The organism is Amycolatopsis sp. NPDC005232, assembly GCF_040607795.1.
Classification (GTDB): domain Bacteria; phylum Actinomycetota; class Actinomycetes; order Mycobacteriales; family Pseudonocardiaceae; genus Amycolatopsis.
Genome location: NZ_JBEXHL010000006.1, coordinates 124,049 through 146,230, shown reverse-complemented (window position 1 = coordinate 146,230; position 22,182 = coordinate 124,049). Strand labels below are relative to the sequence as shown.

Genomic DNA, 22,182 nt, shown 5'->3' with positions numbered 1-22,182 from the left:
GGCGCCGATCCCTTCTGCCGACAGCCGGTGCCTGCGATGGTAACCAAGCCACGGGTACCGGTCCTCGCCTCAGAAGGAGGAGCCAGTGCACGGATTCCGTCCACTGTGGAGATCGTCCGCCGACGACCGTCAGTCGGTGACGCCGGCTGCGTCCAGCAGGGTTCGCGCGGTGGCGACGGCCAGGCCGCGCAGGTCGTCGGCGCCGACGCCGGCGCGGCTGCCGGCCCCGTCGTAGAGGACGGCGAGCTGGCGGGTGAGGAAGTCGGCGTCGGTGGCGTTGCCCCGCTCGGCTTCGGCCCGGAAGAAGGCTTCCAGGTGCTCCTTCTTGAGACGGGCGGCCGCGACGCTCGCCGGGTGGGCGGGGTCTTTCAGTTCGAGCTGCGTCGCGAGGTAAGCGCAACCCCGGTAGTCGGGTGACTTCGCGAAGGCTTCCAGCTGCCCGAAGACGTGCAGCAGCCGCGCGCGGGGGCTGGAGCTGAAACCGGTCGGGGGCAACAGGAAGGCCGCGTCGTCGTCGATGCGGCGTTGCAGCGCGGCTTCAAGCAGGGCGTCCTTGCTGTCGAACAGCTCGTACATCGACTTCTTGGAGATTCCCGCCTGCCGGCACAGCGCATTGGCGCCGACGGCGACGCCGTCGCGGTAGAAGAGCTCGATGGCGGCACGCAGGAGCCGCTCGCGCTGGGACTCCCGGACGGCGTTGCCCGAGGACCCGGCCTTCGCGTCGAGTGCGGCGGTTTCGGTGCTCACGGCGTCCAGGTTACCTCGCAAGGGTGGACGCGAGAAACCGACCGGTTTACGTTGGCATTGCGCTGAGGAACCAATCGGTTTCTGATCTTCGCGTGCCCGACAAGGAAAAAGCCCGACCATGACTGTCAACGGATCCGTCGCCTTCGTGACCGGCGGCAACCGCGGCCTCGGCGCCCAGTTCGTCCGCGCACTACTCGACGCCGGCGCGAGCAAGGTGTACGCGGCGGCCCGTGACCCGCGCACCGTCACGAAGAGCCAAGGCCGCCCAGTGGCCGGTCACCAACTCCCTGCGCGTGGAGCCGGCCGGGCAGGGCACCCAGGTGAGCAGCCTGCACGTCGGCTACCTGGACACCGACCTGATCGCCGACCTCGACGACGTCGAGAAGGCGGACACGGCCGAGGTCGCCAGGATCGCACTCGACGGCGTCGCGCGGGGGCAGCTGGAAGTGGATGTGATCGCACCTCCGACGTCGACGACGTTTCCCGTCCACATCGGACAGATGCCCACCCGCCGGGGCCGATTCACCCGGCGACGACCACCGGCGCGCCGGATCCTCATGTTCACCGGCAACCTGACGCCGCTGGCCGCCCTGACGCCGGGCCTCGGCGATCTGGCGATCGGCCTGGCCGCGCCGTAGGTGGCGCGCGCGATGGCCCGCGGCACCGGCTGTCGGTGGGCGTTCTGGTTCAACGTGCTGGGCATCGTCGACCTCGCCTTCGCGTTCGCCCTGCGTCTGGTGAGCGGGTTCGTCCTCGGTGAGCCGGCCGGGTCGTCGGACTTGCTGCCGCAGGCGCTGATCCCGACGACGGCCGTGCCGCTGGCCATCGCGCTGCACGTCGTCTCGCTCCGGCGCCTGGCTGCCGCACCTCGCGACGCCGGGATGGTCGGCGCCGCAACCGCTTGACGGGCGCGCACGACTGACTCACACCGCGTGCCCGCAGTGGGGGCACGCCGGCTGAGCCGCCAAGCCGGGGGCCAGCACGTCGGCCGCCGACACGACGAGCAGGCCGTGCTCGGCGGCGAACGACGCCAGTTCTTCCGGACCGGCCAGGTCACCTGCCTCCCGTTGCGACACGATGCTGCTGAGCACCGCGGCTTCCCGCTTGCCTGCGAGCCGCACCAGGGCGAGGGCGGCCTCGCCGCGCCCGGCGCGGTGCGGGGTGCGTTCGCGGGCCGTCCGGATGGGCACGACGTGGCCGGGCCGGGTGAAGTCGGCCGGAGTCGCGGCGGGATCGGCCAGCAGCCGGATGGTGCGGGCGCGGTCGGCCGCGGAGATGCCGGTCGTCCCGCCGGCGCGGGCGTCGACCGTGACGGCGAAGGCTTCTCCTCCGCACGCCGGCGACCCGGGGTACATCAGCGGGAGCCCGAGGCGGTCGCAGTCCTCGTCCGGCAGGGCGACGCAGACGAACCCGTCGGTGTAGCGCACGGACACCGACACCAGGTGCGGCGTGGCGTCCTGCGCGGCGAACACGAGGTCGCCGTGCGTGCCCGCCACCACCACCGGCCGGCCGGCCGCGATCGCGGCCGCGGCCTGCTCGACGCTCACCGTGTCGAACCGGCTGCCTGCGGAGGAAAGCTGCTGCGTCATCGTCGTCTTCCTTCGTGGGGTCCGGCGGTGGAGAGACGGCCCCCTCCACCGCCGGACCCGGGTCGCTCAGCCGGCGGCGGGCTTCGAGGCGATGCGGTGGAAACCACCGCGGTAGAACAGCAGCGGCTCGGCGCCGTCCTGCGCGTCCGGCGAGCTCATCTCCAACACCCGGCCGAGGACGAGGTGGTGGTCGCCCGCGTCGTGCTCGGCGTCGATCTCGCAGTCGAGCCACACGAGACTCCCGGCGAGGACGGGGTTCCCGGTCGCGGTTTCGGTGTGCGCGACCCCGCTCCACCGGTCGACGCCCTTGCGGGCGAACGCGGAGGCGACCTCCCGGTGGCCGTGGCCCAGCACGGACACGGCGAACCGGCCGACATCCCGGATCAGCGGATACGTGCTCGAAGTCCGGGCGACGCCGATCAGGATCAGCGGCGGGTCCAGGGAAACGCTGTGGAACGACTGGCACGTGAACCCGAGACGCTGCCCGTCGTCCGCGGTCGCCCCGACCACCACGACACCGGAGGCGTAACGCCCCACGGCGTCGCGGTACGCGCGGGAATCACTGACGCTCGTCAACTGTCGCGTCACGGGATCCGCACCCCCTCGGCCAGGCGGGCGAGCTGCCCGATCGTGCGGGCGTAGCGCGCGGCCGCCTCGTCGGCGAGGGCGTCCAGCGCGTCCATCGACGAGGTCTCGAAGTACCACCCGGCTCCCGGAACCACGGCGCCGAGCTCGGTCAGCAGCGGGGCGAAGTGGCTGTCGACGCCCATCGAGTGGGCGGGGCTCCCCCCGGTCATCACGGGGATCGCCGTCACCCCGGCCAGCGCGCCCGCTGCGTAGCGGTCCAGGAAGGCCTTGACCAACCCGGTGTAGGTGGCTTTGTAGGTCGGGCTAGCGATCACCACGAGATCACTGCCGGCGACGCGCTCGGTCAACGCCGACATGACCTCCGACGGCCACGCGAAGATCTCGGCGAAATGGTCGGCGAGGTCGATGACCTGCCGATCCGCATCGTCCTTCACCAGCCGGTCGAGCAAGGCTTCGGCGACTTTCCTCGTCCGCGAAGCGGGCTTCGGATTTCCGACGACAATGGTGGTTTTCATAGCTGCTCCGTTCGGCCCCGCGAGGCCTCGGGCTTCGTCACGACAGTGGGACGCTGACGAACTTCCTGCAGCTGGTACGAGATCTTGTGGCCCGTACAGCCCCGCGACAGCTCATGTCACGGGCCGCGTCTTGGCGCGGAGTGACGATCACGTTAGCGCGGAGTGCGGAGCCGGCACAATAACACCCAGGGGTTATGGCCACGCCGGCGTTCGCGAGCAGAAACTGTCGATCAAATCTTCTCGACGAGAAATGTGGTCACCGTGGACGACAGCATGGTCAAGCCGAATCCCATTCGAGACTCGGCCAACAAGCTCAAGCTGAGCATTTTCGGCGTGAACGGCAAAGGCGCTGCCTTCACCCATCACCCCGACCGGTTCTCCGGCGATTGGGACGAGATCAGCCGGCTGGCCAAACGGGCCGATCAGCTGGGCATCGAAGGCTTCGTCTCCGCGTCGCGCTGGCGCGCGTTCGGTGGCGACGGGCACTACTCGGGCGACGTGATGGAAACCTTCGCCTGGGCCGGCGCGATCGCCGCGATCACCGAGCGGATCAGCATCATCAGCACGTTCCCCATGTCACTGATCAACCCGGCGTTCGTCGCCAAAGCCGAGGCGACGGTCGATCTGATCTCCGGCGGCCGTGCGGGGATGAACCTGGTCTGCGGCTGGTTCCCGCCCGAGTTCGAGTTGTTCGGCGTTCCGATGCAGGAGCACAACGACCGCTACGGTTACGCCGACAAGTGGATGGAGGTGTTCGACAAGCTCTGGTCCTCGGACGAGGGCTTCGATCTGAAGAACGAATACTTCGACGTCAAGAACGCCATGTCGCAGCCGCGTCCGCTGCAGTCGCGCCCCGTTCTCCTCAACGCCGGCGGCTCGCCGCGTGGCCGCGAGTTCGCCGCGCAGCACGCCGAAGTTGCCTTCACCATTCCCGACGATCCCGATCCCCAGGCCGTGAAGGCGCGGGTCGCGGAATACCGCGAAGAAGCGCGCAAGAAGTTCGGCAAGGAGATCCAGATCTGGCTTTCCGCGTACGTCGTGCAAAAGGACACTACCGCCGAAGCCGAGGCCTACGCCCAGGACTACATCGTGACGCGAGGCGACGACATCGCGGTCGCGGACCTGATCGAGGCGAACATCCCGAACGCCAAGACGATGCCGCCGGAGAAGATGGCGGAAATGTCGTACGAGTTCAAAGCCGGCTACGGTGCCTACCCGTTGGTGGGGACGGCAAGCGACATCGCGCAGCGCATGAAGGAGCTCTCCGAGGCCGGCGTCGACGGCCTGATGCTGATCTGGCTGGACTACGAACAAGGGCTGGAGAAGCTCGCCGGCGAGGTGCTGCCGCGGCTCGAAGAAGCCGGTTTGCGCCGGCCCGCCACCGCCGGGTGATCAACGCCGCCGGGACCGCTTGCGAGCGATCCCGGCGGTTTTGTGTTCCGCCGGGGTTTCAGGACATTGCGAGATTGTTCTCCTGCAGGTACCGCAGGGCTTCGAGCCGGGAGCGCACGCCGAGCTTGTGGAAGCTGTGCTTCATGTGCTGCTTGACGGTGTTGAGCGCGATCCCGAGCTCGGCGGCGATCTCCGCGTTGCTCAGCCCGCTCGTGGCCAGCGCGAGCACCTCGCGCTCCCGCTCGGTCAGTCCTCCGTCGGCTCCCGCGGACGGCGAGGTGCCGGCCTGGGGTGTCCCCGAAGGCTCGGACAGGTCGATCGTGTCGATGTCGAGGTTCGCCGCGGCGGGTCCCTCGAGCGGTGCCCCGGGTGCGCGCCGCTCGTAGGCCGCGGCGTTGGCCAGGCCGATCGCGAGGAACTTCGACAGCCGGTGCGCCAGCTCCTGCTCCCAGGTGGTGAACGCCGGACGGCCGGTCCGGCGGGCGAAGGTCGCCGTGCCGACGGGGCGGCCCTCGGCGACGAGCAACGCGTAGAGGCAGTGCTCGAACCCGTAGTCGGCCAGGAGCTGTCCCACCGGTGAGCGCAGGTGGTCAGTGCGGCGGCCGTGCAGCACCGCGTCGTGGACCGGGAACCGCGACGCGGTCGAGCGCTTGAAGTACGGGTTCGCCGGCCCGGCGATGGGCACGAACTCGAGGAGCATCTTCACCGGTGCGCCCGTCAAGGACGCCACCTGTCCCCGGTAGCGGCGGTCGAGCAGGTGGATCGCGCCCGAATCGCACTGCAGGAGGCGCACCAGTTCCGGCAGGGTCCGTTGTTGCACCGTGACCGGACGTAGTGAACCGCAGGCGAGCTCTCCGAACCGGGCCACCTCCTGCCAGTCGAGACCGGTCATCGTGTGCTCCTCCCGCCGGCCGGCGGCTGCCTCGGCGCCGCCCCGCCTCGAGATATTACGGACTCGGCAGCGGCGGCGACCCTTTCGCGACCACGATCGTGTCAGCCGAAAGGGCCGCCGCCGCGCTCAGTGACCGAAGGCCTCGTGCAGCCACCAGGCCCCGCCGTCGGAGGTGATCTTGGCATCGAGCACCAGCGGTCGCCGGGGCGCCGACGACAGCCAGTCCTTGACCGCGGCGAGGTCGTCGGCCGAGCGCACGGTCAGGCCCTCGCAGCCGTGGCCCCTGGCCAGCGCGGCGAGGTCGCCGTCGGGGAAGGTGACGTTGTCCAGGCCCGCGGTCCCGGCGCCGAAGTGGTGCACTTCCGCGCCGTACATCGCGTCGTTGTACACGACGACCAGCAGCGGAATCCCCAGGCGCACGGCCGTTTCCAGCTCCGAGAGCCCCATCAGGAACCCGCCGTCGCCCAGCGCCGCGACGGGGACGCGGTCCGGCCGCGCCAGCGCGGTGCCGATCGCGCTCGCCAGCCCCAGCCCGACCGACTGGAACGCCTGGGTGAAGCAGAACCCGTACTCGTCCGGCACGTCGAGGTACATGCTCGGGTAGCCGAGGAAGTTGCCGGAGTCCACCGACACGGTCCGCTCGGCCGGCAGCAGCTCGTTGAGCTTCGCCGACAGCGTGCGCGGGTCGATGCGGTCCTCGGTGGAGGCGTCGTCGAACGGGAGCTGGTTCCAGCACAGGCCCGTGCGGAGGCGCTCGCCGAGCTCCGGACGCCGGTAGCCCGTCCGCGGCGGCGCGCCACCGGAGCGGAGCAGGGCGGTGGCCGCGCGGGCAGTTTCCGCGACCCCGCCCCACAGTCCGAGGTCGACGCCGCGGTGCCGGCCGATCGCCGCCGGGTCCAGATCGACCTGCACCACGCGGGTGCCGGCCCCGATCAGCGCGCCGTGCCGCGTCGTCCACATGTTCAGTGCGCACCCGAACGCCACGACCAGGTCGGCCTGCGAAACCAGCTCGACCGTCAGCGGGGAGGCGAACCCGCCCGAGACGTCGATGCTCCACGGGTCGTCGTGGAACAGCCCGCGGCTCACCGCCGACGTGGCCAGCAGTGCGCCCGCCTGGTTCCCGAGCTCCCGGACCGCCTCGCCCGCGCCCGGCGAACGGCCACCGCGGCCGACGATGAACACCGGCCGGGACGCCTCGCTCAGCAACCGGGCGAACTCCGCCAGCGGCTCAGGCGCCGGCTGGGGCGCAGCGATCGCGGCCGGGACCGTGCCGGGCTCCTGCTCCGGCAGCTCCAGCTCCTGGACGTCGATCGGGACGTTGAGCACCACGGTCCGCCGCTGCTGCGCGCAGATGGCCAGCGCACGGGCCACGTCCCGCAGGGCCGTCCGGGCCGAGCCCACCCGCAGCGGCACGGCACCGACACCGGCGGCGAGGCCGGGCTGGTCGATGAAGAAGTTGGACGCCGGGTCGGTGGCCTCGGCCGTCAGCACGAGCAGCGGGGTTCGGCTCTTGGCCGCCTCGGTGATCCCGGTGAGCGCGTTCGTGTAGCCGCAGCCCTGGTGCAGCGACAGCACCGCGACCTCGCCGGACATGCGCGCGTACGCGTCGGCCATCGTCGCCGCGCCGCCTTCGTGGCGCGCCGCCACGAACCGCGCTCCCCCGGCCACCAGCGCCTGGGTGAAGTGGAAGTTGCCGCTGCCGACCACCCCGAACGCGGCACGCACACCGTGCTCGGTCAGGTACCGGCCGATGGCCTCGTGCACGAGCATGGTCACTTCGCTCCGTTCTCGACGAGAGCCAGCACGCGGGTCGGGCTCCCGGAGCCGCCGACGATCCGCAGCGGCGCCACGATCAGCAGCGCGCCGGTCGTGGGCAGCAAGTGCAGGTTCTGCAGCTGGGTGATGCCGTACTTGCCGGCGCCGAGCAGGTACGAGTGGACGGGGAACTCGGGATCGAAGCGGAACGCCTGCCCGGCGTCGGTACCGACCGTCTCGACGCCGAACCCGAGGATCGGCGTCTCTTGCGCCAGCCAGCGCGCGCAGTCGGGATCGACGCCGGGGGTGTGCGGCCCGTCGTCGTCGGCGTTGAGGAAGGTCTTCTGGTCGTGCGAGCGCGCGGCCCAGCCGGTGCGGAACAGCAGCCAGCCCTGCGGCAGGGGGCCGTGTTCGCGCTGCCATTCCTCGACGTCGTCGCGGCGCAGCACGTAGTCCGGGTCGGCGGCGGCCTCGCGCGTCTTGTCGATCACGACGGCCGGCGCGACCAGGCGGGCAGGCGGCACGGACGCGACATCCTCCAGCTCGGCGCCGGTGACCCAGTGCCGCGGCGCGTCGAAGTGGGTGCCGACGTGCTCGCCGGTGTGGATGCCGTTCTGGTACGACGTGCGGCCGCGCTCGTCGTATTTCGCCAGCTCCTCCAAGCGGAACCGGGGAATCGGCGCCATGTCCGGCGGAAGGTCGAGCACGGGGGTGTCGGACGAGAGCGGCGCCGTGAGCTCGATGATCGACACGTCACCGCGGGCGAGGGCGCCGACCAGCACGGAGACGGATCCGATGGTCTCAGGCGAAGAAGACATGAATGCATCGTGTGCGCGCCGGCGCCGGCGCACCAATGCCTATCCAGGCCTGGTTATGCCTTCATGGTTATACCGGAGCGGGTCTGCTATACCTCGCCACGGAAAGGGTGAGGCCAGTGGACCGGCAACGTTTCCTCGACGGCCGTCTCAAGATCCGGCACCTCGTGCTGGTGATCGCGATCGCCGAAAACGGCTCCCTGCTCGGCGCCGCCAAGGATCTGCACGTGACGCAGCCGGCGGTCACCCGCGCGCTGCGCGAGACGGAGTCGATCGTCGGGGTGGAGCTGTTCGTGCGTGGCCCGCGCGGGGTGCGCCCGACTGCGTCCGGGGACATCCTGCTCGACCACGCGCGGGCGGTGGTGAGCACGATGACCTCCGCGCAGGACCGCATCGACGGGCTGTTGCGGGACGGGGCGGAACCCGTGCGCGTCGGCACCAACCTCGCCGGTGCCTACGTGCTGCTCCCCTCGGCACTCGTCCGGCTCAAGGCCGAGCACCCGACCCTGACGGCGACCGTGATCGAGGGCCTGGGAGCCGATCTCGACGTCCGGCTCGCCCACGGCGAGGTCGACCTCCTGGTCGGCCGCCCGCCTGCCGTCGCGACCCGGTTTCACCACGCGCCGCTGTACGAGGAACCCGTGGGCCTCGTCGCGCGCCGCGACCACCCGGCCATCCGATCAGGACTGCGTTCCCTGGCCGAGTTGCAAGAGTTCCCCTGGATCCTGCCGGGCCGGCCCACCGCGCTGCGCGACGAGCTCGACGAGCTGTTCGCGCGCCACGAAGTTCCCTTGCCCCGCAACGTCATCGAGTGCTCGACGATCCTGACCATGCGCTCGATCCTGCTGCACACCGACGCGATCACGCCCCTGCCCCTGCTCATCGGCGCCGACGACGACGCTCTTGGCTACCTGCCGATCCGGCTGGAGACCGTGCCCCGTGCCATCGGCATCACCACGCTGGCCGGTCGCACACCGTCGAAGAGCGCCCAGCTCCTGATCGGCCATCTCGTCGCCGAGGCGCAGCGGATCTCCGCGGAGATCGCCCGGCTCGACTTCGGATAACACCCAGGGGTTATGGCCGCGGCGGCGCGAACCGACGATCCTCACCCGAAAGACCCGACGGGGAGGACAGCTCAGTGCAAGCGAACGAAACGGCACGTTCTCTGGCGGTGGCGCGGTGACCGGGGCCGAGACCGCGCAGCAGCCCGTCGACCTCGTGATCGCCGCGGGCGCGATCGCCACGATGGACGCGCGGCGGCAGATCCTGCTCGACGGCGCTGTCGCGATCCGCGGTACCCGGATCGTCGCGGTCGGCAAGCGGGAGACCATCCTCGCGCGCTACCGCCCGGACACGCTGATCGACGAACCCGACAGCCTGCTGACCCCCGGGCTCGTCGACGCCCACCAGCACCCGGCGAGCGGATTCCTCATCGGCGGCGGCTTCATCGACGAGCTGCCGCCCGCGCGAAGGCTGGCGGGTGTCATGGCTCCGCACGAGAAAATGCTGACCCCGCAAGAGGCTTACGCCGGCTCGCTCGCGACGTACGCCGAGCTCATCCGCCACGGAACCACCACCTTCATCGACGCGGGCAGCCCGCAGTCGGCGGAAACCGTGAAGGCGGCCGAGGAGATCGGCATTCGCGGCGTGATCGTGCCCCGCACGAGCGACCTGCCCGGCATGCTCGGCCGGGACCCCGAGACCATCCACTCGGTACTCGACCACGCGGACGAGGTCTACGACCGCTTCCACGGTTCGGCCGGCGGCCGCATCCAGGTCTGGTACGGGCTCGACGACCCGACGTCGGTCAGCGACGAGCTGATCCGGGGCATCGTCAAACACGCCGGTGACCGCGACACGGGCGTGTCCGGCCACTTCATCGGGATGCCACCCGCGGCGGGCACTTCGCAGCCCGAGCGGAACCCCCAGCTCGAACGCTACGAGCGGTTCGGCGTGCTGGAGCTGGCGCCGGTGCTCGCGCACGTCGGGTGGCTGCCGGAGGATGACGTGAAGCGGCTCGGGGCGTCGCCGGCGTTCGTCGCCCACTGCCCGTCGACCAGTTTGCTGGGCGGGCAGGGCTGGGTCGCCCACGGCGTGATCCCGGACCTGGCGGCGGCGGGGACCGAGCTGGTGCTCGGCACCGACGCCGCCGCGATCAGCCGTTTCCTCGACCTGGTGCGGGTGATGTACCTGGCGGCGGTGTGCCACAAGGACGCGCACCGCGACCACTCGCTCATGCCGGTCACGTCGGTGTTCGAGATGGGGACGGTGAACGCGGCGAAGGCCCTGCGCGCGGCGGACCGGCTGGGGTCGGTCGAGGCCGGCAAAACCGCGGACCTCGCCCTGTTTTCCTTGGCCGGCCTGGCTTACCGGCCGTTCCGGTTCGGCAACCCGGTCGCCGACCTCGTCTACGCGGGCAGCGGCGCCGACGCGACGACCGTGGTGATCGACGGTGTCGTCGTCATGCGCGACCGGGTGCTCACGACCGTGGACGTCGCCGAGGTGGCGCGGGCGGTCGACGAGGCCGCCGGTCCGGCTCTCGACAAGCTGGGCGGGCGCCAGGCGCCGGCCTGGCCGATCGGCTGACGTCTCCGGGCGGGGGGTCGGCGCATCATTCCACTATGGACAGCCGACGGATGTTCGACGGCCGGTTGAAGATGCGGCACCTCGTCCTCGTCGACGTGCTGACGGCGGAGGGCAGCGTGATGGCCGCGGCGGCGCGGCTGCACGTCGCCCAGCCGTCGGTCACCCGGGCGCTGCGGGAGCCGGAGACCATCGTCGGCGTCGAGCTGTACGAGCGAGGACCACGCGGGGTCACGCCCACGGTCTACGGGCTGTCGTTCACCGAACACGCCCGCTCCATCTGCACGAGGTGGCGGCCGAGCTGCGTGCGCTGACCGATCCCCCGGTTCAGGAGGGCAGCTCGTAGACCTCACCGCAGCGCGTGCAGGTCCGCGCTTCCCGAGATTCGGCGAAGGCCTTGAGGCCGGCCTCGAAATCCTGGTCCAGCTGCGTGACCGTGAACTCCGCTCGTGGATCAGGTCGTCGCAGTTGCGGCAGTACCACTCGCCCTTCTCCGCAGGCCTTCCGGGCGCACGTGCTCGACGACGAGACCCAGGGTGCCCGGCGGTCGCTGCGGCGAGTGCCGCACGTTGCGCGGCAGCAGGAACACCTTTTTGTTCACCGGCGGCCGCAGGGACTCCTCGTTCGCCTCCAGCCAGGCCGGGAAGTCGACGACCTCCGGCGTGAGGCCCTTCACGTGCGGCGGGTTCGGCTCGAGATCGGTCACGAGATTTCTTTCCACGACGGTTCTGGGCCACAGCATCCTTCTCACAATGCTCGTCCCGGCACGGTTTCCTGTCCGATACCCGTTCGCGCTCGCGGCATACGCGCCGGGCATATCCGCGGCCGCCGGCGCGAAAAAACAAGGTTGACGTCCGCGGGCCCGCCGGAGAAGATGGGTGCACACCAGCGAACGAAGGGGCAAGGTCATGACGAACACGCGAAAGCGAGGGACGCAACGCCGGAATCCGGCCGCCGCGATCGTCGCCGTGCGCTCGTCCGGCCGGAAACCCTTTACCTGGACCGTCAACGGCATTACTGTCGGCTCCCCACCCTGACGCAGCACGTCGCCAGGTCGAGGGAGCCGCCCATCGGGAAACCGATCCGGGCGGCTTTCTCTGTTTCGCGCAGTCGATTTACCGGTGAGCTTCCGGAGAGAGCGCGGCGGTCTCCAAAACCGTTCGCCGAAGGTTCGGCTCCTTCCACCGGTGCTTCGCGCCGCCTTTCCGGTGGCGTGTTCTTTGAAATGTGCACTCTTTGACAATTACACAGCGGAGCAACACTTTTCACGCCGCAGGCTCGCGGCGTCGCGCGGTCGTGGTGAACTCGGCGGACACGTCGGTCTTCCAAACCGAAGCAGAGGGTTCGATGCCCTCCGGCCGCTCGCAGCAGTAGTACGCCTCTTCAGCTCACCAGGCAGAGCACCCGTCTCGTAAACGGAAGGACCGGGTTCGAGTCCCGGAAGAGGCTCGTGTCGCGCGGCACCCGTTGCCGCGCAGGGGGATGAACCTCGCGGGATTCCCTCCCTTTACCGGATCGCTGGCTCAACGGCAGAGCAGCCGACTCTTACTCGGCGGGTTCGGGGTTCGACTCCCCGGCGATCCACTTCGCGCCACGGGCCCGTACGACCCGCGGCGCGAGGGCCGCTAGCTCAACCGCGCAGAGCAGCCGACTTTTACTCGGCGGGTTCAGGGTTCGACTCCCTGGCGGCCCACTCTTCCCCCTGAGGCGCAACAGGCTGCGCACCCGACTGTTGGGAGGTACCAGGTTCGAGTCCTGGCGGGGGAGCTGGTCGTGCCCGAGGTTCCCTGTGGACCCGGGCACGACCCGATGGGAGACGCGCCGGAGCGCAGACGATCCTTGCAAGATCGCCGCGGTGGGTTCGACACCCACGTCTTCCACTCAGCACGATCCGCCCGGCCCGGGCGTGTAGCTCAGAGGAAGAGCGCCCGCCGGACCCGAGAAGGGTCCGGGTTCGACCCCCGGCGGAACGACACCGAAGGACACGAGCCCTTGGTTAGAGGCGCCGGAGGACGGGGCGCGAGTCCAGCCGGCCCACCTCGCCCGTGACCTTCTCGACGGCACCGCGCGCAGTCCGGCAACCAGCGGACTTCACAAACCACACCAGCTTTGCCGCTTTGTCGACGTTCAGTGCCTGCGGCGTCGAACCCGCACCCGTCCCGACACAACGTTCTACAAAAACTTGACGATTGGCGGGATACTCATAGAATCTACCCAGGTGAGCGACTCGACCACGTCCACCTCACCCAAGGCTGGCGCGATGCCGACGGACTCCGTCACACCCACCACGTTCAACGCGGCCGACTACCTCGTCGCCCGGCACCTCCGCGACGGCCGCGGTGCTCGCACCGCCGTGGTCGCGCAGTCAAGACCCCTCTCACTGTGAATGCCACTCGGCAGCAAAGGGATAGGACCTCGGGTTACGCACCCGGCCAGGACGCCTCCCGGCCGCGACCCTGAATGTCCACATCAGACAACCGCCCTGACCAGCACACAACCGAACAAAAGCAAGCCCTGGTCCCATCCCCTGAGAACCCTTGTGCCCGCCCGGACCGGCTCCTATGGTCCGTCAGACGTCTGACGTCTGAGGAGGCAGCGGATGGTGGCGAACCGTGTCGACGGCCCGGCCGGACGAACCGAGCGTGACGGACCGGTGGACTCCCAGGACGACCGCGACCGGCGGGCGGACCGGCGGCACCGGTGGGTGGTCCGCGGCGGGCAGTGGGGCGTCGGCGTGCTGATCATCGTGCTGTGGCAGCTGGCCGGAGAGGTGTTCGGGGCGTTCACGGTGAGCAGCCCGTGGCTGATCGTGCAGCGCATCGTCGAGCTGGTCAGCGGGGGCACGCTGTGGCCGGACCTCGGGACCACGCTGGCGGAGACCTTTGCCGGGCTGGCGATCGGCATGGTGATCGGCGTGGCGCTGGGCGTGCTGATCGCGCCGTCGAAAACCGTCGGACGCTGGTTCTACCCGTACATCATGGCGCTCTACAGCCTGCCGCGCGTGGCGCTCGCGCCGCTGTTCATCGTGTGGTTCGGGATCGGCCTCGAGTCGAAGATCTTCATGGTCGTGACCATGGTCGTGTTCGTCGCCTTCTACAACACCTACCAGGGCATGCGCGGCATCGAGCCCGACCTGCTCGAGATGACGCGCAGCTTCCGCGCGCCGTGGACGGCCCGGCTGCGGTGGGCGATCCTCCCCTCGATCGCGCCCTGGATCCTGACCAGCCTGCGGCTGTCGATCGCGCTGGCGCTGATCGGCGCGGTGATCGCCGAGCTCGTCGGCGCGAGCCAGGGGCTGGGCTACTACATGGGTTACGCCGCCAACGTGCTCGACACCACCGGAGTCTTCGCGGGCCTGGTGATCATCACCGTGATCGCCATGCTCGCCGAACAGCTCGTCGCGCTCGTCGAGCGACGGGTCCTGCGTCACCGCGCCACCCGCTGAGGTCCCCTCCGACCACGTCACAGATGAGGACACCACCGATGACCACCCTCTCCCGCATCACGGCCACCGTGGCCGCGCTCGCACTGGCCGCGACCGCCACCGCGTGCGGCAGCTCGTCGGCCGGCAGCGGCGGCGACTCCAAGACGATCCGGGTCGAGCTGTTCTGTAGCGGTCTGGCGCCCATCGCCGCCGAGCTCGCGCAGAACAGCGGGATCGCGGCGCGCAACGGCATCACCATCAAGCCCATGTGCGTCACCAGCGGCTCCACGGCCACCAACGCGCTCATCGGCGGCAGCGCCGACGTGTTCATGGGCGACATCGGGCACGTCGTGCTGGCGCAGAAGAAGGGCGTGAAGATGCGCGCCTACGCCGTGGCCAACGACCGCTTCTCCTACCTCATGGTCGCCCGCAACGACATCGCCTCGGTCAAGGACCTCGCCGGCAAGAAGGTGGCCGTGACCGCGCCGGGCACGCTGTCGGACACGGAAATGCAGAAGGCGGCGCTGGACGCCGGGCTGAACCCGAAGAAGGACCTGACCGTCGTCAGCGGCGGGGCCGGCGCGACGATGCAGGCCGAGCTCAACGGCGGCCAGGTCGTGGCCGGGATGACGAGCCAGCCCGACACGCTGCAGCTGCTGCGGACCGGAAAGTTCAAGGTCCTGTGGCAGGAGCCGGACTACCACTACGTCGACATCGTGGCGATGGCCGACCAGGACTGGGTTTCCGGGCACCAGGACCTCATGAAGACTTTCCTCGCCGCGATGGACGAGGCGTCGGCGCAGGCCAAGGCCAACCCGGACCAGGCCACGACCTGGATGAAGAAGCAGGGCTACAAGATCAGCGACGCCGACCTCAAGACGATCGTCACCGAGGCCATCAAGAGCGTGCCCGACGGTCTCAAGGCCGAGGACGCGGTCGTCAAGTCCTCGACGGATCTGTTGGTGCGCACCGGGTTCCTCACCGACCCGGTTCCGTCCACTCAGGACATCTTCGACTACAGCCTGCTGCCCGCGAAGTAGCCGGGAGGACCACGATGACCGCGAAACCCGAGGCCCTGGCGCCCTCGGCCGGGTCCGCCACGTCGACCCCGAAGCTCAGCCTGCGCGAGGTCGGGCTCAGCTACCGCACCCCGAAGGGCCGGTTCGTCGCGCTCGACGACGTGACCCTCGACCTCGCCCCCGGTGAGTTCGTGGCGCTCGTCGGGCCCAGCGGCTGCGGGAAATCCACGCTGCTCAAGCTGATCGCGGGCCTGCTGCCCACCACGACGGGCGAGATCCGGCTCGACGGCGCACCAGTGCCCGAAGGCGTGCCGGAAGGCGTGGGCCTGGTTTTCCAGTCCGACGCGCTGTTCCCGTGGCGGACCGTCGCGGACAACATCCGCTTCCCCTTGGCGTTGAAGGGAGTCCCCGCCGAAGAGCAACGGGCCGAGGTGCGCCGGCTGGTCGAGCTGGTCGGGCTCACGTCGTTCGAGCAGAGCTACCCCAACCAGCTCTCCGGCGGCATGCGCAAGCGCGTCGGCATCGCCCGCGCGCTGGCGTACGACCCGGACGTCTACCTCATGGACGAACCGTTCGGGCCGCTGGACGCGCAGATGCGGATCCGCCTCGGCGGCGAGTTCCTCTCCATCTGGGAGAACCTCGGCAAAAGCGTGGTCTTCGTGACCCACGACGTCGAGGAGGCCGTGGCGATGGCCGACCGCGTACTCGTGATGAGCCGCGGTCCCGGCACGATCAAGGAGGAGTTCCGCATCTCCCTGGACCGGCCGCGGCACTTCCAGGAAGTCCGGTTCGAACCCGAGTTCCAGCGCCTGCAGCGGGCGATCTGGCGAAGCCTGGCCGAGGAGTTCGACGCGTGATCATCGACTGCCACAACCACGTGCTGGCCACCGCACTGCCACCCGGCCACGACCGGTTCGTGCGCGAGATGCGGGCGCCCGGGCACCGGCGGGCGGGCCGGCTGCCCGCCTACCGGCCGGCCACCGACGAGGACTGGGTCGGCCTGGAAGGCGACCTGGACCCGATCGACCCGGGCACGCTCGTCGACGACCACGTGAGCGCGGGCGTGGACCGCGCGACCGTGCTGGCCGTCGCGCCCTCGACGTACACCACCTACGGCGAACGCGGGACCATCGACCTCGGCCGCGTGACCGATGTGGACGGTCCGCTGGAAGTGGCCAAGAGCAACGACTACATCGCCTCGCTCACCCGGCGCCACCCCGAGCTCATCGGCATGAGCGCCGTGAACCCGAAGTTCCGCGGCGTCGAGTGGGCGCGCGACGAGCTGACCCGCGCCGTCGGCGAGCTGGGCCTGCAAGGGCTGAAGCTCTACCCCATGTACGACCACTACGCCCCCGCCGATCGCGACCTCGCCTTCCCGATCTACGAACGCGCGGTCGAGCTCGGCATCGGCGTGATGGTCCACATGGGAACGTCCTCGGCCAAGGACACCGTGCTCGACTACGGCCGCCCCGGCGCGCTCGACGAGGTCGCCCGGCACTTCCCCGACCTGCCGCTGCTCGTGTGCCACGCCGGGTTCCCCTGGGTCGACGAGTGCCTCGCCATGGTGGCCCGCCACGACAACACCTACCTCGACATCAGCATGTTCGCCACCAAGTCCACTCAGCGCCAGCTCTATGAGTTCCTCCTGCGCGCGCAGCAGCTGGGCTGCCCGCTGTCGCGGATCTGCTGGGGCACCGATTATCCCGGCGGCGGCAAACCGGCCGTCCTGCTGCCGAAGCTCACGCTCGTCAACGACGTCGCCGACCCCGGCGCACCGATCTCGCGCCTGGACGTGGCGAACATGGTGGGCGGGAACTGGGCGCGCTTCGCCGGGCTGACCGACTGGAGCGAGCAGGAGACGCTGGAGCAGCTGGAGGCGTGGGAACCTCGGTGGCGCGACTCGTGACAGCTCGTGATCACCCGTCTGCCTGGCCCAGGGTGGGTTCAGGACCCGGCGCGAGGTCATTACGCTCGGAGGGTGCCGATCGACTGTGCGTGTCGGCAGCGTTGCCGTACGACGGGCCGTGAGGCCGCCCCGGGGAGGACAACCGATGGTCATGCGTGAGCCGGAGCTGACACCCGTCTCCATCCAGACGGTCGCCGCGGACTCGTATCGGCAGGCCAAGGAGCGGATGCGTGAGGCCATCACGCGCTACGCCGCCGAGGGCCGATACCGCCTGCCGTCGGAGGAAGAGCTCAGCACCGCGCTCGGGGTCAGCCGCGCGACGCTGCGCTCGGTGCTGCAGTCGCTGCAGAAGGAAGGCCGCATCCGGCGCCTGCACGGCAGCGGCACCTTCATCAACCGCCACACGATCGGCATCGCCGCCAATCTCGCCGAGGCCAGCCCCTTCGTCGACCTGCTCACGCAGGCCGGCTACCGCCCCGCCGTCCGCACGCTCGACCAGCGCCTCATCGCTCTCGACGACGAGCTAGCCACCTCCCTGGAACTCCCCGCCGGCGAGCGCGCGCTGCGCATCGAACGTGTCTTCGACGCCGACGGCAAACCCGCGGTCCACAGCGTCGACCACGTCCCCGCCACCTTGCTCGGCGAACACCCCGAAGACAGCGACCCGCGCCGCTCCACCTTCGAGTTCGTCGAAACCGACACCGGCACGCCCGTCTGCTACTCCGTCGCCGAGATCCGCCCCGTCCTCCCGCCCACCGCGATCGCCACGGCCCTCGGCCTCCCCCGCACCCGCCCCGTCCTTCGCCTGCGCCACACCCACATCCGGGCCGACGAGCTCCCGGTGGCGGTCACGGTGGTGCACGTCAACGACGACTACCTGCGGTTTTCGGTGATCCGGACGTATCTCGACCAGTGAGCCCCGGCGCTTACGCAAGGAGGCCTCGGGACCGTCGGTCACACCGCTTGCCGGAAACAACTGCGGTGGAACACCAGCGGTGCGGCGTTCCCGGCGTGAGCCGCCGAGTGCAGGCGCAGCAGGACGAGGGTGTGGTCGCCGGCCTCGAGCGCGCGTTCGATGGTGGTGTCGAACCAGGCGATGCCGTCGTCGAGGGTGATGGCGCCGTGGGCGGTGGTGGTGAGGGGGAGGCCGGTGAAGCGGCTGTCGGCCGGGCCGGCGAGCTGTCGTGCGACGGTGCCGTGGTGGCCGGGGAGGACGGTGACACCCAGGTGGGGCGCGCGCTTCGGGCACGGGGGTGGCCAAGGCGCCGCGCTCGTCGATCGACTGGGCCGAGAGCACCCCGCGGTGGGCCGGGCAGCTCGTGCGGAAGTCGAGTTCGTCGTCCCAGCCACCGGTCGCCCCCGCTGGGCCGGGCAGCCCGGCGAGGACGAGCGCGTCGGGCCACCACGGTTCCGTACCGGCTCCCGACCCGGCCAGCGCGGCCAGGGCCACGGCGCCGGAGTCCGCGCCGGCCAGCACCAGCGGACGGTCGGTGAGGTCGGCCGTCGCAGCGGTGAGTTGGTCGGCGAAGCGGGCCAGATCCAGGTCCACAGCGTCGAAGTCCACAGCGTCGACGATCCGGACGCGGTAGTCGTCGGCGGCCAGCCGCGTGCCGAAGCGCGTGTATGCGGCGCGCGTTTCGCCGCGGCCGGGCACGACGAGCACGGTGCCCCTCGTGCGCAGCTCCGCCCGGGCGGGGAATTCTCGATACAGGCTCACCGGCCGGCTCCTTCCAGTTGGCGCTGCCAGCCGAGCGCGGGCGCGATCTCGGTGGCGATGGTCTCGAGCGCCCGGACCGCCGTGTCGTGGTCCGGGATCGCGGGGTTGAACTGCGTGCTCAGATCGGTCGCCACGGGCAGCACCCGCTCCCGCTCGAACGCCGCGACGATCTCGTCGGGATGGCCGTAGAACGCGTGGAACCGCCGCAACGACTCCTCGAGTCCCACGCCCGCCGGGAAAACCCCGCGCGAGCCGAACCGCAGGGCCGCGCGGTGGACGTCGTCGCCGATCTGCGCCAGCGCGGTCCGCCGGTCGGACGCGGGGAACACCAGGCGCGACAACCCGATGCGCGGGGTGCGCGGCTCGCGCCAGGCCCACGGCGCGTCGGAGACCGCCATTTACCTCGTGTCGGGAAATCCGACGTTCGTGTTCCTGGATGTCGACGTGGACGAGCCCGTGGAACGGCCCATCGAGACCGGGCCGGGTGACTACGTCTTCGTGCCGCCGTTTGTGCCGCATCGGGAGGAGAACCCGGATCCCGAGAACGAAGCCGTCGTGGTGATCGCCCGGACGACCCAGGAGGCGATCGTGGTGAACCTCGACGAGCTCGACTGGTCACAGGTCCGCGTCGGAGAACCACACTGACAGCGCGAACAGTTCAGTGTTCATCCGCGCCCTCGAGCCACGACTCGAGGCGACGGCGCAGCGTGCCGAGGTGCCCCCTCAATCGGTTTGACCAGCGCGGTTTCCGGGCATTGTCCTGGCACGATCGACCGAGGAGGCCCGATGACCGGGAACACCCACTGGCACGTCATCCCGCGCACCGCCGCGCTCTGCTGGCTCACCATGGTCGCCGGGGTTCTTCTGCTCGGCTCCAGCATCCTCACGCTCGCCACGGACGACTCGCGGGTCCCCGTGCTGGAGATCATCGTGTCGGTCGTGGGGGCGGCGCTGATCAGCTTCGCGGTGGCAGGCCTGGTGAAGCCGCAGCTCAGGGGCCGCTGACGAAGAGGTACTGACCACCACCAAGAGGCCGGCGGCACACCACGTTTCACCGGCTTCCGGTCAAGCAGCCAGCTCCCCCCGCGCGCCGAGGAGTGCCAGGCAGTTGGCCCACATCGCGTCCAGGCGCCGGAGGTCGTTGTAGAGCTTGACGAACATGATCTGCCCCTCGAGCTGCGCGACGATCGACCGCGCGGCCTCCCGGGTGTCTGCGACGTGCGTGTCACCGCGTTGTTGCGCCTCGGCGACGACTTCGTGGACCAGATCCACCTGCGCCTCGAAGATCTCCTGCAGCCGCAGGCGAATCGCTTCGGTCTGGTTGCTCAGCTCCAACGTGAGATTGCCGAAGAGACAACCCGAGACTGTGCCGCAGCTGCGCTGGTCGGCCTGCAGGGTGTTCCCGGTCGCCTCGAAGAGGCGGTGCAGCCGGTCGAGCGGAGCGTCCTTGGTCACCAGGATCTCCGACCAGACCGCGAGCTGCCCGGCCCACTGCTGCTCGACAACGGCGAGGGCGAGGGCCTCTTTGGACCCGAAGAAGTAGTAGAAGCTGCCTTTCACCACACCCGCGGCCTTGCACACGTCGGCGACGCCCATTCCCGCGTAGCCGCGCGATTCGAGCAGCGCCTGAGCGGAAGCCAGGATCTTCTCCCTGGCATCACTGGTCCGTCCCATGAGAAAAGCCTACGCTGCCAAGACTTCCGGAGCCAGGAAACCGTTCCGTGGGCCACGAATTCGCCGTGGGAGTCTGCGCCTAGGTGGTGAGTGGTTTTACCTCCTGGCGATGAAGCCGCCGTCGGGGTATTCCTGAAGGTGGACAACCGGTCTACTACTTGAGCGAATCTGCCGAGGTCAAGATGGACTACCAAGCGGTCATCACCCGGGTTCTCGACGCCTGGAAGGACGGCGTCGACTCGCACCGGCCCGATCGAGTCGCGAGCTACTTCACCGAAGACGCCCTGTTCCAGGGTGCGCACCCTGGCTATTCCCTCGGCCGGAAAGGTGTCGAGGAGTACTACGCGGAACAGCCCGTCGGATTGACGGTTCGTTATGAGATCAGGGAAATCCGGCCCCTCGCCCAGGACGTGCTTTCCGCCTACGTCGATCCGGTGTTCACCCGCCCGGACGGCACGGAGCTTCGATTTCACTTGACCGTGATCCTGCTCCAGCAGGGCGAAGGCGACTGGTTGATCAGCCACTATCACGTGTCCAAGATCGTGGAATGAGCGATCTCCGTCTGACATCCAGCGGCCCCGGCGTCGAAAGACACCGGGGCCGCTGTGGCTTCTCGGAAATACGTCTGGTTCCGCGGTCCGCAGGCCGGTGCCTCGGATCAGTCCCCTGTGGATTCGGTCCGAAGTGGACGGCGCCGCCCCGGGGCCGCGGACGGTGGGTGTCCGCGGCCCCGGGGCGGGGTGAGTCAGTGGCCGGCGCTCTGGCCGCCGTTGACGTTGAGGATCTCGCCGGTGACGAACGTGGCGTTTTCCAGGTACAGCACGCCTTCGACGATGTCGCTGACCTCGCCCATGCGGCCCAGCGGGTGCAGGCCGGCGCGCTCGGCGTAGGTCTCGGGCGGGTTCAGCGCGGTCTTGTGGATCCCCGGGGCGACCGCGTTGACGCGGATCCCGCGCCCGGCGTATTCCACGGCCAGCGACTTCGTCGCCGCCTGCAGGCCGCCCTTCGTCAGCATCGACACCGACGCCGGCACCACCGACACCGGGTGATCCACGAAACTGGTCGTGATCTGCACGATGTGCCCGCTACCCTGGTCGAGCATGTGCGGCAGCACCTTGCTGGTGATATTGAACCAGCCGGCCAGGTTCACCGACACGAGCCACTGGAAATCCTCGGCGGTGAACTCGGTGAACGGCTTCGCCGCGAACACGCCCGCGTTGTTGATCAGGGTGTCGATCCGGCCGAACCGTTCGATCGCCGCGGCCACCACCCGGTCCGACGTCGCCGGGTCGGTGATGTCACCCGCCACCGACACCACGCCGGCGTCACCGGACTCCTCGACCGAGCGCGCCGTGGCGACCACCGCATAACCCAGCTTGCGGTACCCCTCCACGATCCCCGCGCCGAACCCCTGCGAAGCGCCGGTGACCACGGCCACCTTCTGCCCGCTGTTGCTGCTCATCGTTTCCGTCCTCACGTAGTAGACCGGTTGTCTACAACCAGGACTACGCCGCCCGGGCAGGCGCTGCTAGAAGACAAAACCACCCACCACCAAGACGGAAACTC

26 protein-coding genes, 6 tRNA genes and 1 pseudogene are annotated in these 22,182 nt (G+C 69.7%); 21 read left to right on the top strand and 12 right to left on the bottom strand.

The genetic code is table 11. From position 1 onward, the window contains the following. Positions 1–129: 129 nt before the first annotated feature. Positions 130–747 carry a TetR/AcrR family transcriptional regulator gene (locus ABZU76_RS14010; RefSeq protein WP_354868781.1) on the bottom strand — a complete coding sequence of 206 codons (618 nt, stop codon included), beginning with the start codon at positions 745–747 and terminating at the stop codon, positions 130–132. A 230-nt stretch (positions 748–977) separates the two neighbouring features. Here ABZU76_RS14010 and ABZU76_RS14005 point away from each other — a divergent pair, with 230 nt between their 5' ends. Both ABZU76_RS14005 and ABZU76_RS14000 read left to right on the top strand, forming a co-directional pair. Then, a complete protein-coding gene (locus ABZU76_RS14005) occupies positions 978–1,385 on the top strand; it encodes a hypothetical protein (RefSeq protein WP_354868778.1) in 408 nt (135 codons plus the stop codon). A 12-nt stretch (positions 1,386–1,397) separates the two neighbouring features. Then, positions 1,398–1,652 carry a hypothetical protein gene (locus ABZU76_RS14000; RefSeq protein WP_354868775.1) on the top strand — a complete coding sequence of 85 codons (255 nt, stop codon included), beginning with the start codon at positions 1,398–1,400 and terminating at the stop codon, positions 1,650–1,652. A gap of 18 nt (positions 1,653–1,670) precedes the next feature. Here the strand turns inward: ABZU76_RS14000 and ABZU76_RS13995 are convergent, their stop codons facing one another. The 3 genes from ABZU76_RS13995 to ABZU76_RS13985 all read right to left on the bottom strand — a co-directional run bounded on the left by ABZU76_RS13995 (position 1,671) and on the right by ABZU76_RS13985 (position 3,439). Then, the gene (locus ABZU76_RS13995; RefSeq protein WP_354868772.1) at positions 1,671–2,336 is read right to left on the bottom strand and encodes a 3,4-dihydroxy-2-butanone-4-phosphate synthase; all 666 of its coding nucleotides are present in this window, start codon (positions 2,334–2,336) and stop codon (positions 1,671–1,673) included. Between the two features lie 66 nt (positions 2,337–2,402). Then, complete coding sequence (locus ABZU76_RS13990; protein WP_354868769.1) at positions 2,403–2,924, bottom strand: flavin reductase family protein; 522 nt, start codon at positions 2,922–2,924, stop codon at positions 2,403–2,405. After that, positions 2,921–3,439: an NAD(P)H-dependent oxidoreductase gene (locus ABZU76_RS13985; protein ID WP_354868767.1), complete on the bottom strand. Its 519-nt coding sequence runs from the start codon at positions 3,437–3,439 to the stop codon at positions 2,921–2,923. The genes ABZU76_RS13990 and ABZU76_RS13985 overlap by 4 nt, the downstream gene beginning before the upstream one ends. A gap of 162 nt (positions 3,440–3,601) precedes the next feature. Between ABZU76_RS13985 and ABZU76_RS13980 the strand changes: the two genes are divergently transcribed. Beyond that, positions 3,602–4,831: an LLM class flavin-dependent oxidoreductase gene (locus ABZU76_RS13980; protein ID WP_354868764.1), complete on the top strand. Its 1,230-nt coding sequence runs from the start codon at positions 3,602–3,604 to the stop codon at positions 4,829–4,831. Positions 4,832–4,889: 58 nt separating this feature from the next. On the opposite strand, the gene ABZU76_RS13975 is transcribed toward ABZU76_RS13980, so the two are convergent. The 3 genes from ABZU76_RS13975 to ABZU76_RS13965 all read right to left on the bottom strand — a co-directional run bounded on the left by ABZU76_RS13975 (position 4,890) and on the right by ABZU76_RS13965 (position 8,296). Next, positions 4,890–5,723, bottom strand: coding sequence for a LuxR C-terminal-related transcriptional regulator (locus tag ABZU76_RS13975; protein ID WP_354868761.1), 834 nt, complete (start codon positions 5,721–5,723; stop codon positions 4,890–4,892). A gap of 126 nt (positions 5,724–5,849) precedes the next feature. Next, complete coding sequence (locus ABZU76_RS13970) at positions 5,850–7,493, bottom strand: thiamine pyrophosphate-binding protein (protein WP_354869296.1); 1,644 nt, start codon at positions 7,491–7,493, stop codon at positions 5,850–5,852. A 2-nt stretch (positions 7,494–7,495) separates the two neighbouring features. Next, positions 7,496–8,296, bottom strand: coding sequence for a cyclase family protein (locus ABZU76_RS13965; RefSeq protein WP_354868758.1), 801 nt, complete (start codon positions 8,294–8,296; stop codon positions 7,496–7,498). A 116-nt stretch (positions 8,297–8,412) separates the two neighbouring features. On the opposite strand from ABZU76_RS13965, the gene ABZU76_RS13960 reads away from it, so the two are divergent. The 3 genes from ABZU76_RS13960 to ABZU76_RS13950 all read left to right on the top strand — a co-directional run bounded on the left by ABZU76_RS13960 (position 8,413) and on the right by ABZU76_RS13950 (position 11,190). Further along, the gene (locus ABZU76_RS13960; RefSeq protein WP_354868755.1) at positions 8,413–9,357 is read left to right on the top strand and encodes a LysR substrate-binding domain-containing protein; all 945 of its coding nucleotides are present in this window, start codon (positions 8,413–8,415) and stop codon (positions 9,355–9,357) included. A 115-nt stretch (positions 9,358–9,472) separates the two neighbouring features. Beyond that, complete coding sequence (locus ABZU76_RS13955; protein ID WP_354868752.1) at positions 9,473–10,879, top strand: amidohydrolase family protein; 1,407 nt, start codon at positions 9,473–9,475, stop codon at positions 10,877–10,879. Positions 10,880–10,914: 35 nt separating this feature from the next. Further along, positions 10,915–11,190 carry a LysR family transcriptional regulator gene (locus ABZU76_RS13950; protein WP_354868749.1) on the top strand — a complete coding sequence of 92 codons (276 nt, stop codon included), beginning with the start codon at positions 10,915–10,917 and terminating at the stop codon, positions 11,188–11,190. 140 nt (positions 11,191–11,330) lie between these two features. Here ABZU76_RS13950 and ABZU76_RS13945 read toward each other — a convergent pair whose 3' ends face one another. Continuing rightward, positions 11,331–11,582 carry a hypothetical protein gene (locus tag ABZU76_RS13945; RefSeq protein WP_354868747.1) on the bottom strand — a complete coding sequence of 84 codons (252 nt, stop codon included), beginning with the start codon at positions 11,580–11,582 and terminating at the stop codon, positions 11,331–11,333. Positions 11,583–11,993: 411 nt separating this feature from the next. Between ABZU76_RS13945 and ABZU76_RS13940 the strand changes: the two genes are divergently transcribed. The 12 genes from ABZU76_RS13940 (at position 11,994) to ABZU76_RS13885 (ending at position 18,141) form a co-directional block, all read left to right on the top strand. Then, positions 11,994–12,066, top strand: a tRNA-Trp gene (locus tag ABZU76_RS13940). 100 nt (positions 12,067–12,166) lie between these two features. Continuing rightward, positions 12,167–12,239 (top strand) — tRNA-Gly (locus ABZU76_RS13935). A gap of 14 nt (positions 12,240–12,253) precedes the next feature. Further along, positions 12,254–12,325: transfer RNA gene (locus ABZU76_RS13930), tRNA-Thr, on the top strand. Between the two features lie 63 nt (positions 12,326–12,388). Then, positions 12,389–12,460 (top strand) — tRNA-Lys (locus ABZU76_RS13925). 35 nt (positions 12,461–12,495) lie between these two features. Next, positions 12,496–12,569 (top strand) — tRNA-Lys (locus ABZU76_RS13920). Positions 12,570–12,781: 212 nt separating this feature from the next. Further along, positions 12,782–12,849, top strand: a tRNA-Ser gene (locus tag ABZU76_RS13915). Positions 12,850–13,094: 245 nt separating this feature from the next. Then, complete coding sequence (locus tag ABZU76_RS13910; RefSeq protein WP_354868745.1) at positions 13,095–13,262, top strand: hypothetical protein; 168 nt, start codon at positions 13,095–13,097, stop codon at positions 13,260–13,262. Positions 13,263–13,475: 213 nt separating this feature from the next. Beyond that, positions 13,476–14,321, top strand: a complete 846-nt coding sequence (locus ABZU76_RS13905; RefSeq protein ID WP_220242613.1) for an ABC transporter permease — start codon at positions 13,476–13,478, stop codon at positions 14,319–14,321. Positions 14,322–14,359: 38 nt separating this feature from the next. Continuing rightward, positions 14,360–15,340: a PhnD/SsuA/transferrin family substrate-binding protein gene (locus ABZU76_RS13900; protein ID WP_354868743.1), complete on the top strand. Its 981-nt coding sequence runs from the start codon at positions 14,360–14,362 to the stop codon at positions 15,338–15,340. A gap of 14 nt (positions 15,341–15,354) precedes the next feature. After that, positions 15,355–16,176 carry an ABC transporter ATP-binding protein gene (locus tag ABZU76_RS13895; RefSeq protein ID WP_354868741.1) on the top strand — a complete coding sequence of 274 codons (822 nt, stop codon included), beginning with the start codon at positions 15,355–15,357 and terminating at the stop codon, positions 16,174–16,176. Next, the gene (locus ABZU76_RS13890) at positions 16,173–17,225 is read left to right on the top strand and encodes an amidohydrolase family protein (RefSeq protein ID WP_354868738.1); all 1,053 of its coding nucleotides are present in this window, start codon (positions 16,173–16,175) and stop codon (positions 17,223–17,225) included. Before ABZU76_RS13895 ends, ABZU76_RS13890 begins: the two co-directional genes overlap by 4 nt. A 145-nt stretch (positions 17,226–17,370) precedes the next feature. After that, positions 17,371–18,141, top strand: coding sequence for a GntR family transcriptional regulator (locus ABZU76_RS13885; RefSeq protein WP_220242617.1), 771 nt, complete (start codon positions 17,371–17,373; stop codon positions 18,139–18,141). A 38-nt stretch (positions 18,142–18,179) separates the two neighbouring features. Here ABZU76_RS13885 and ABZU76_RS13880 read toward each other — a convergent pair whose 3' ends face one another. Together ABZU76_RS13880 and ABZU76_RS13875 are read right to left on the bottom strand one after the other, a co-directional pair. After that, entirely contained in the window at positions 18,180–18,575 is a 396-nt protein-coding gene (locus ABZU76_RS13880) for a flavin reductase family protein (protein WP_354868734.1), read from the bottom strand. Between the two features lie 363 nt (positions 18,576–18,938). Further along, positions 18,939–19,340, bottom strand: coding sequence for a hypothetical protein (locus tag ABZU76_RS13875; RefSeq protein ID WP_354868731.1), 402 nt, complete (start codon positions 19,338–19,340; stop codon positions 18,939–18,941). Between ABZU76_RS13875 and ABZU76_RS13870 the strand changes: the two are divergent. Both ABZU76_RS13870 and ABZU76_RS13865 read left to right on the top strand, forming a co-directional pair. Then, positions 19,318–19,587: pseudogene (locus ABZU76_RS13870) on the top strand (cupin); the annotation flags it as partial. The gene ABZU76_RS13875 and the pseudogene ABZU76_RS13870 overlap by 23 nt on opposite strands. A 141-nt stretch (positions 19,588–19,728) precedes the next feature. Continuing rightward, the gene (locus ABZU76_RS13865; RefSeq protein WP_354868729.1) at positions 19,729–19,947 is read left to right on the top strand and encodes a hypothetical protein; all 219 of its coding nucleotides are present in this window, start codon (positions 19,729–19,731) and stop codon (positions 19,945–19,947) included. A gap of 60 nt (positions 19,948–20,007) precedes the next feature. Here ABZU76_RS13865 and ABZU76_RS13860 read toward each other — a convergent pair whose 3' ends face one another. Then, positions 20,008–20,616: a TetR/AcrR family transcriptional regulator gene (locus tag ABZU76_RS13860; protein WP_354868727.1), complete on the bottom strand. Its 609-nt coding sequence runs from the start codon at positions 20,614–20,616 to the stop codon at positions 20,008–20,010. Positions 20,617–20,774: 158 nt separating this feature from the next. On the opposite strand from ABZU76_RS13860, the gene ABZU76_RS13855 reads away from it, so the two are divergent. Then, on the top strand, positions 20,775–21,167 hold the full coding sequence (locus tag ABZU76_RS13855) for an SgcJ/EcaC family oxidoreductase (RefSeq protein ID WP_354868724.1): 393 nt from the start codon (positions 20,775–20,777) through the stop codon (positions 21,165–21,167). A 194-nt stretch (positions 21,168–21,361) separates the two neighbouring features. Here the strand turns inward: ABZU76_RS13855 and ABZU76_RS13850 are convergent, their stop codons facing one another. Next, positions 21,362–22,078, bottom strand: a complete 717-nt coding sequence (locus ABZU76_RS13850) for an SDR family NAD(P)-dependent oxidoreductase (protein WP_354868722.1) — start codon at positions 22,076–22,078, stop codon at positions 21,362–21,364. Between the last annotated feature and the right edge of the window lie 104 nt (positions 22,079–22,182).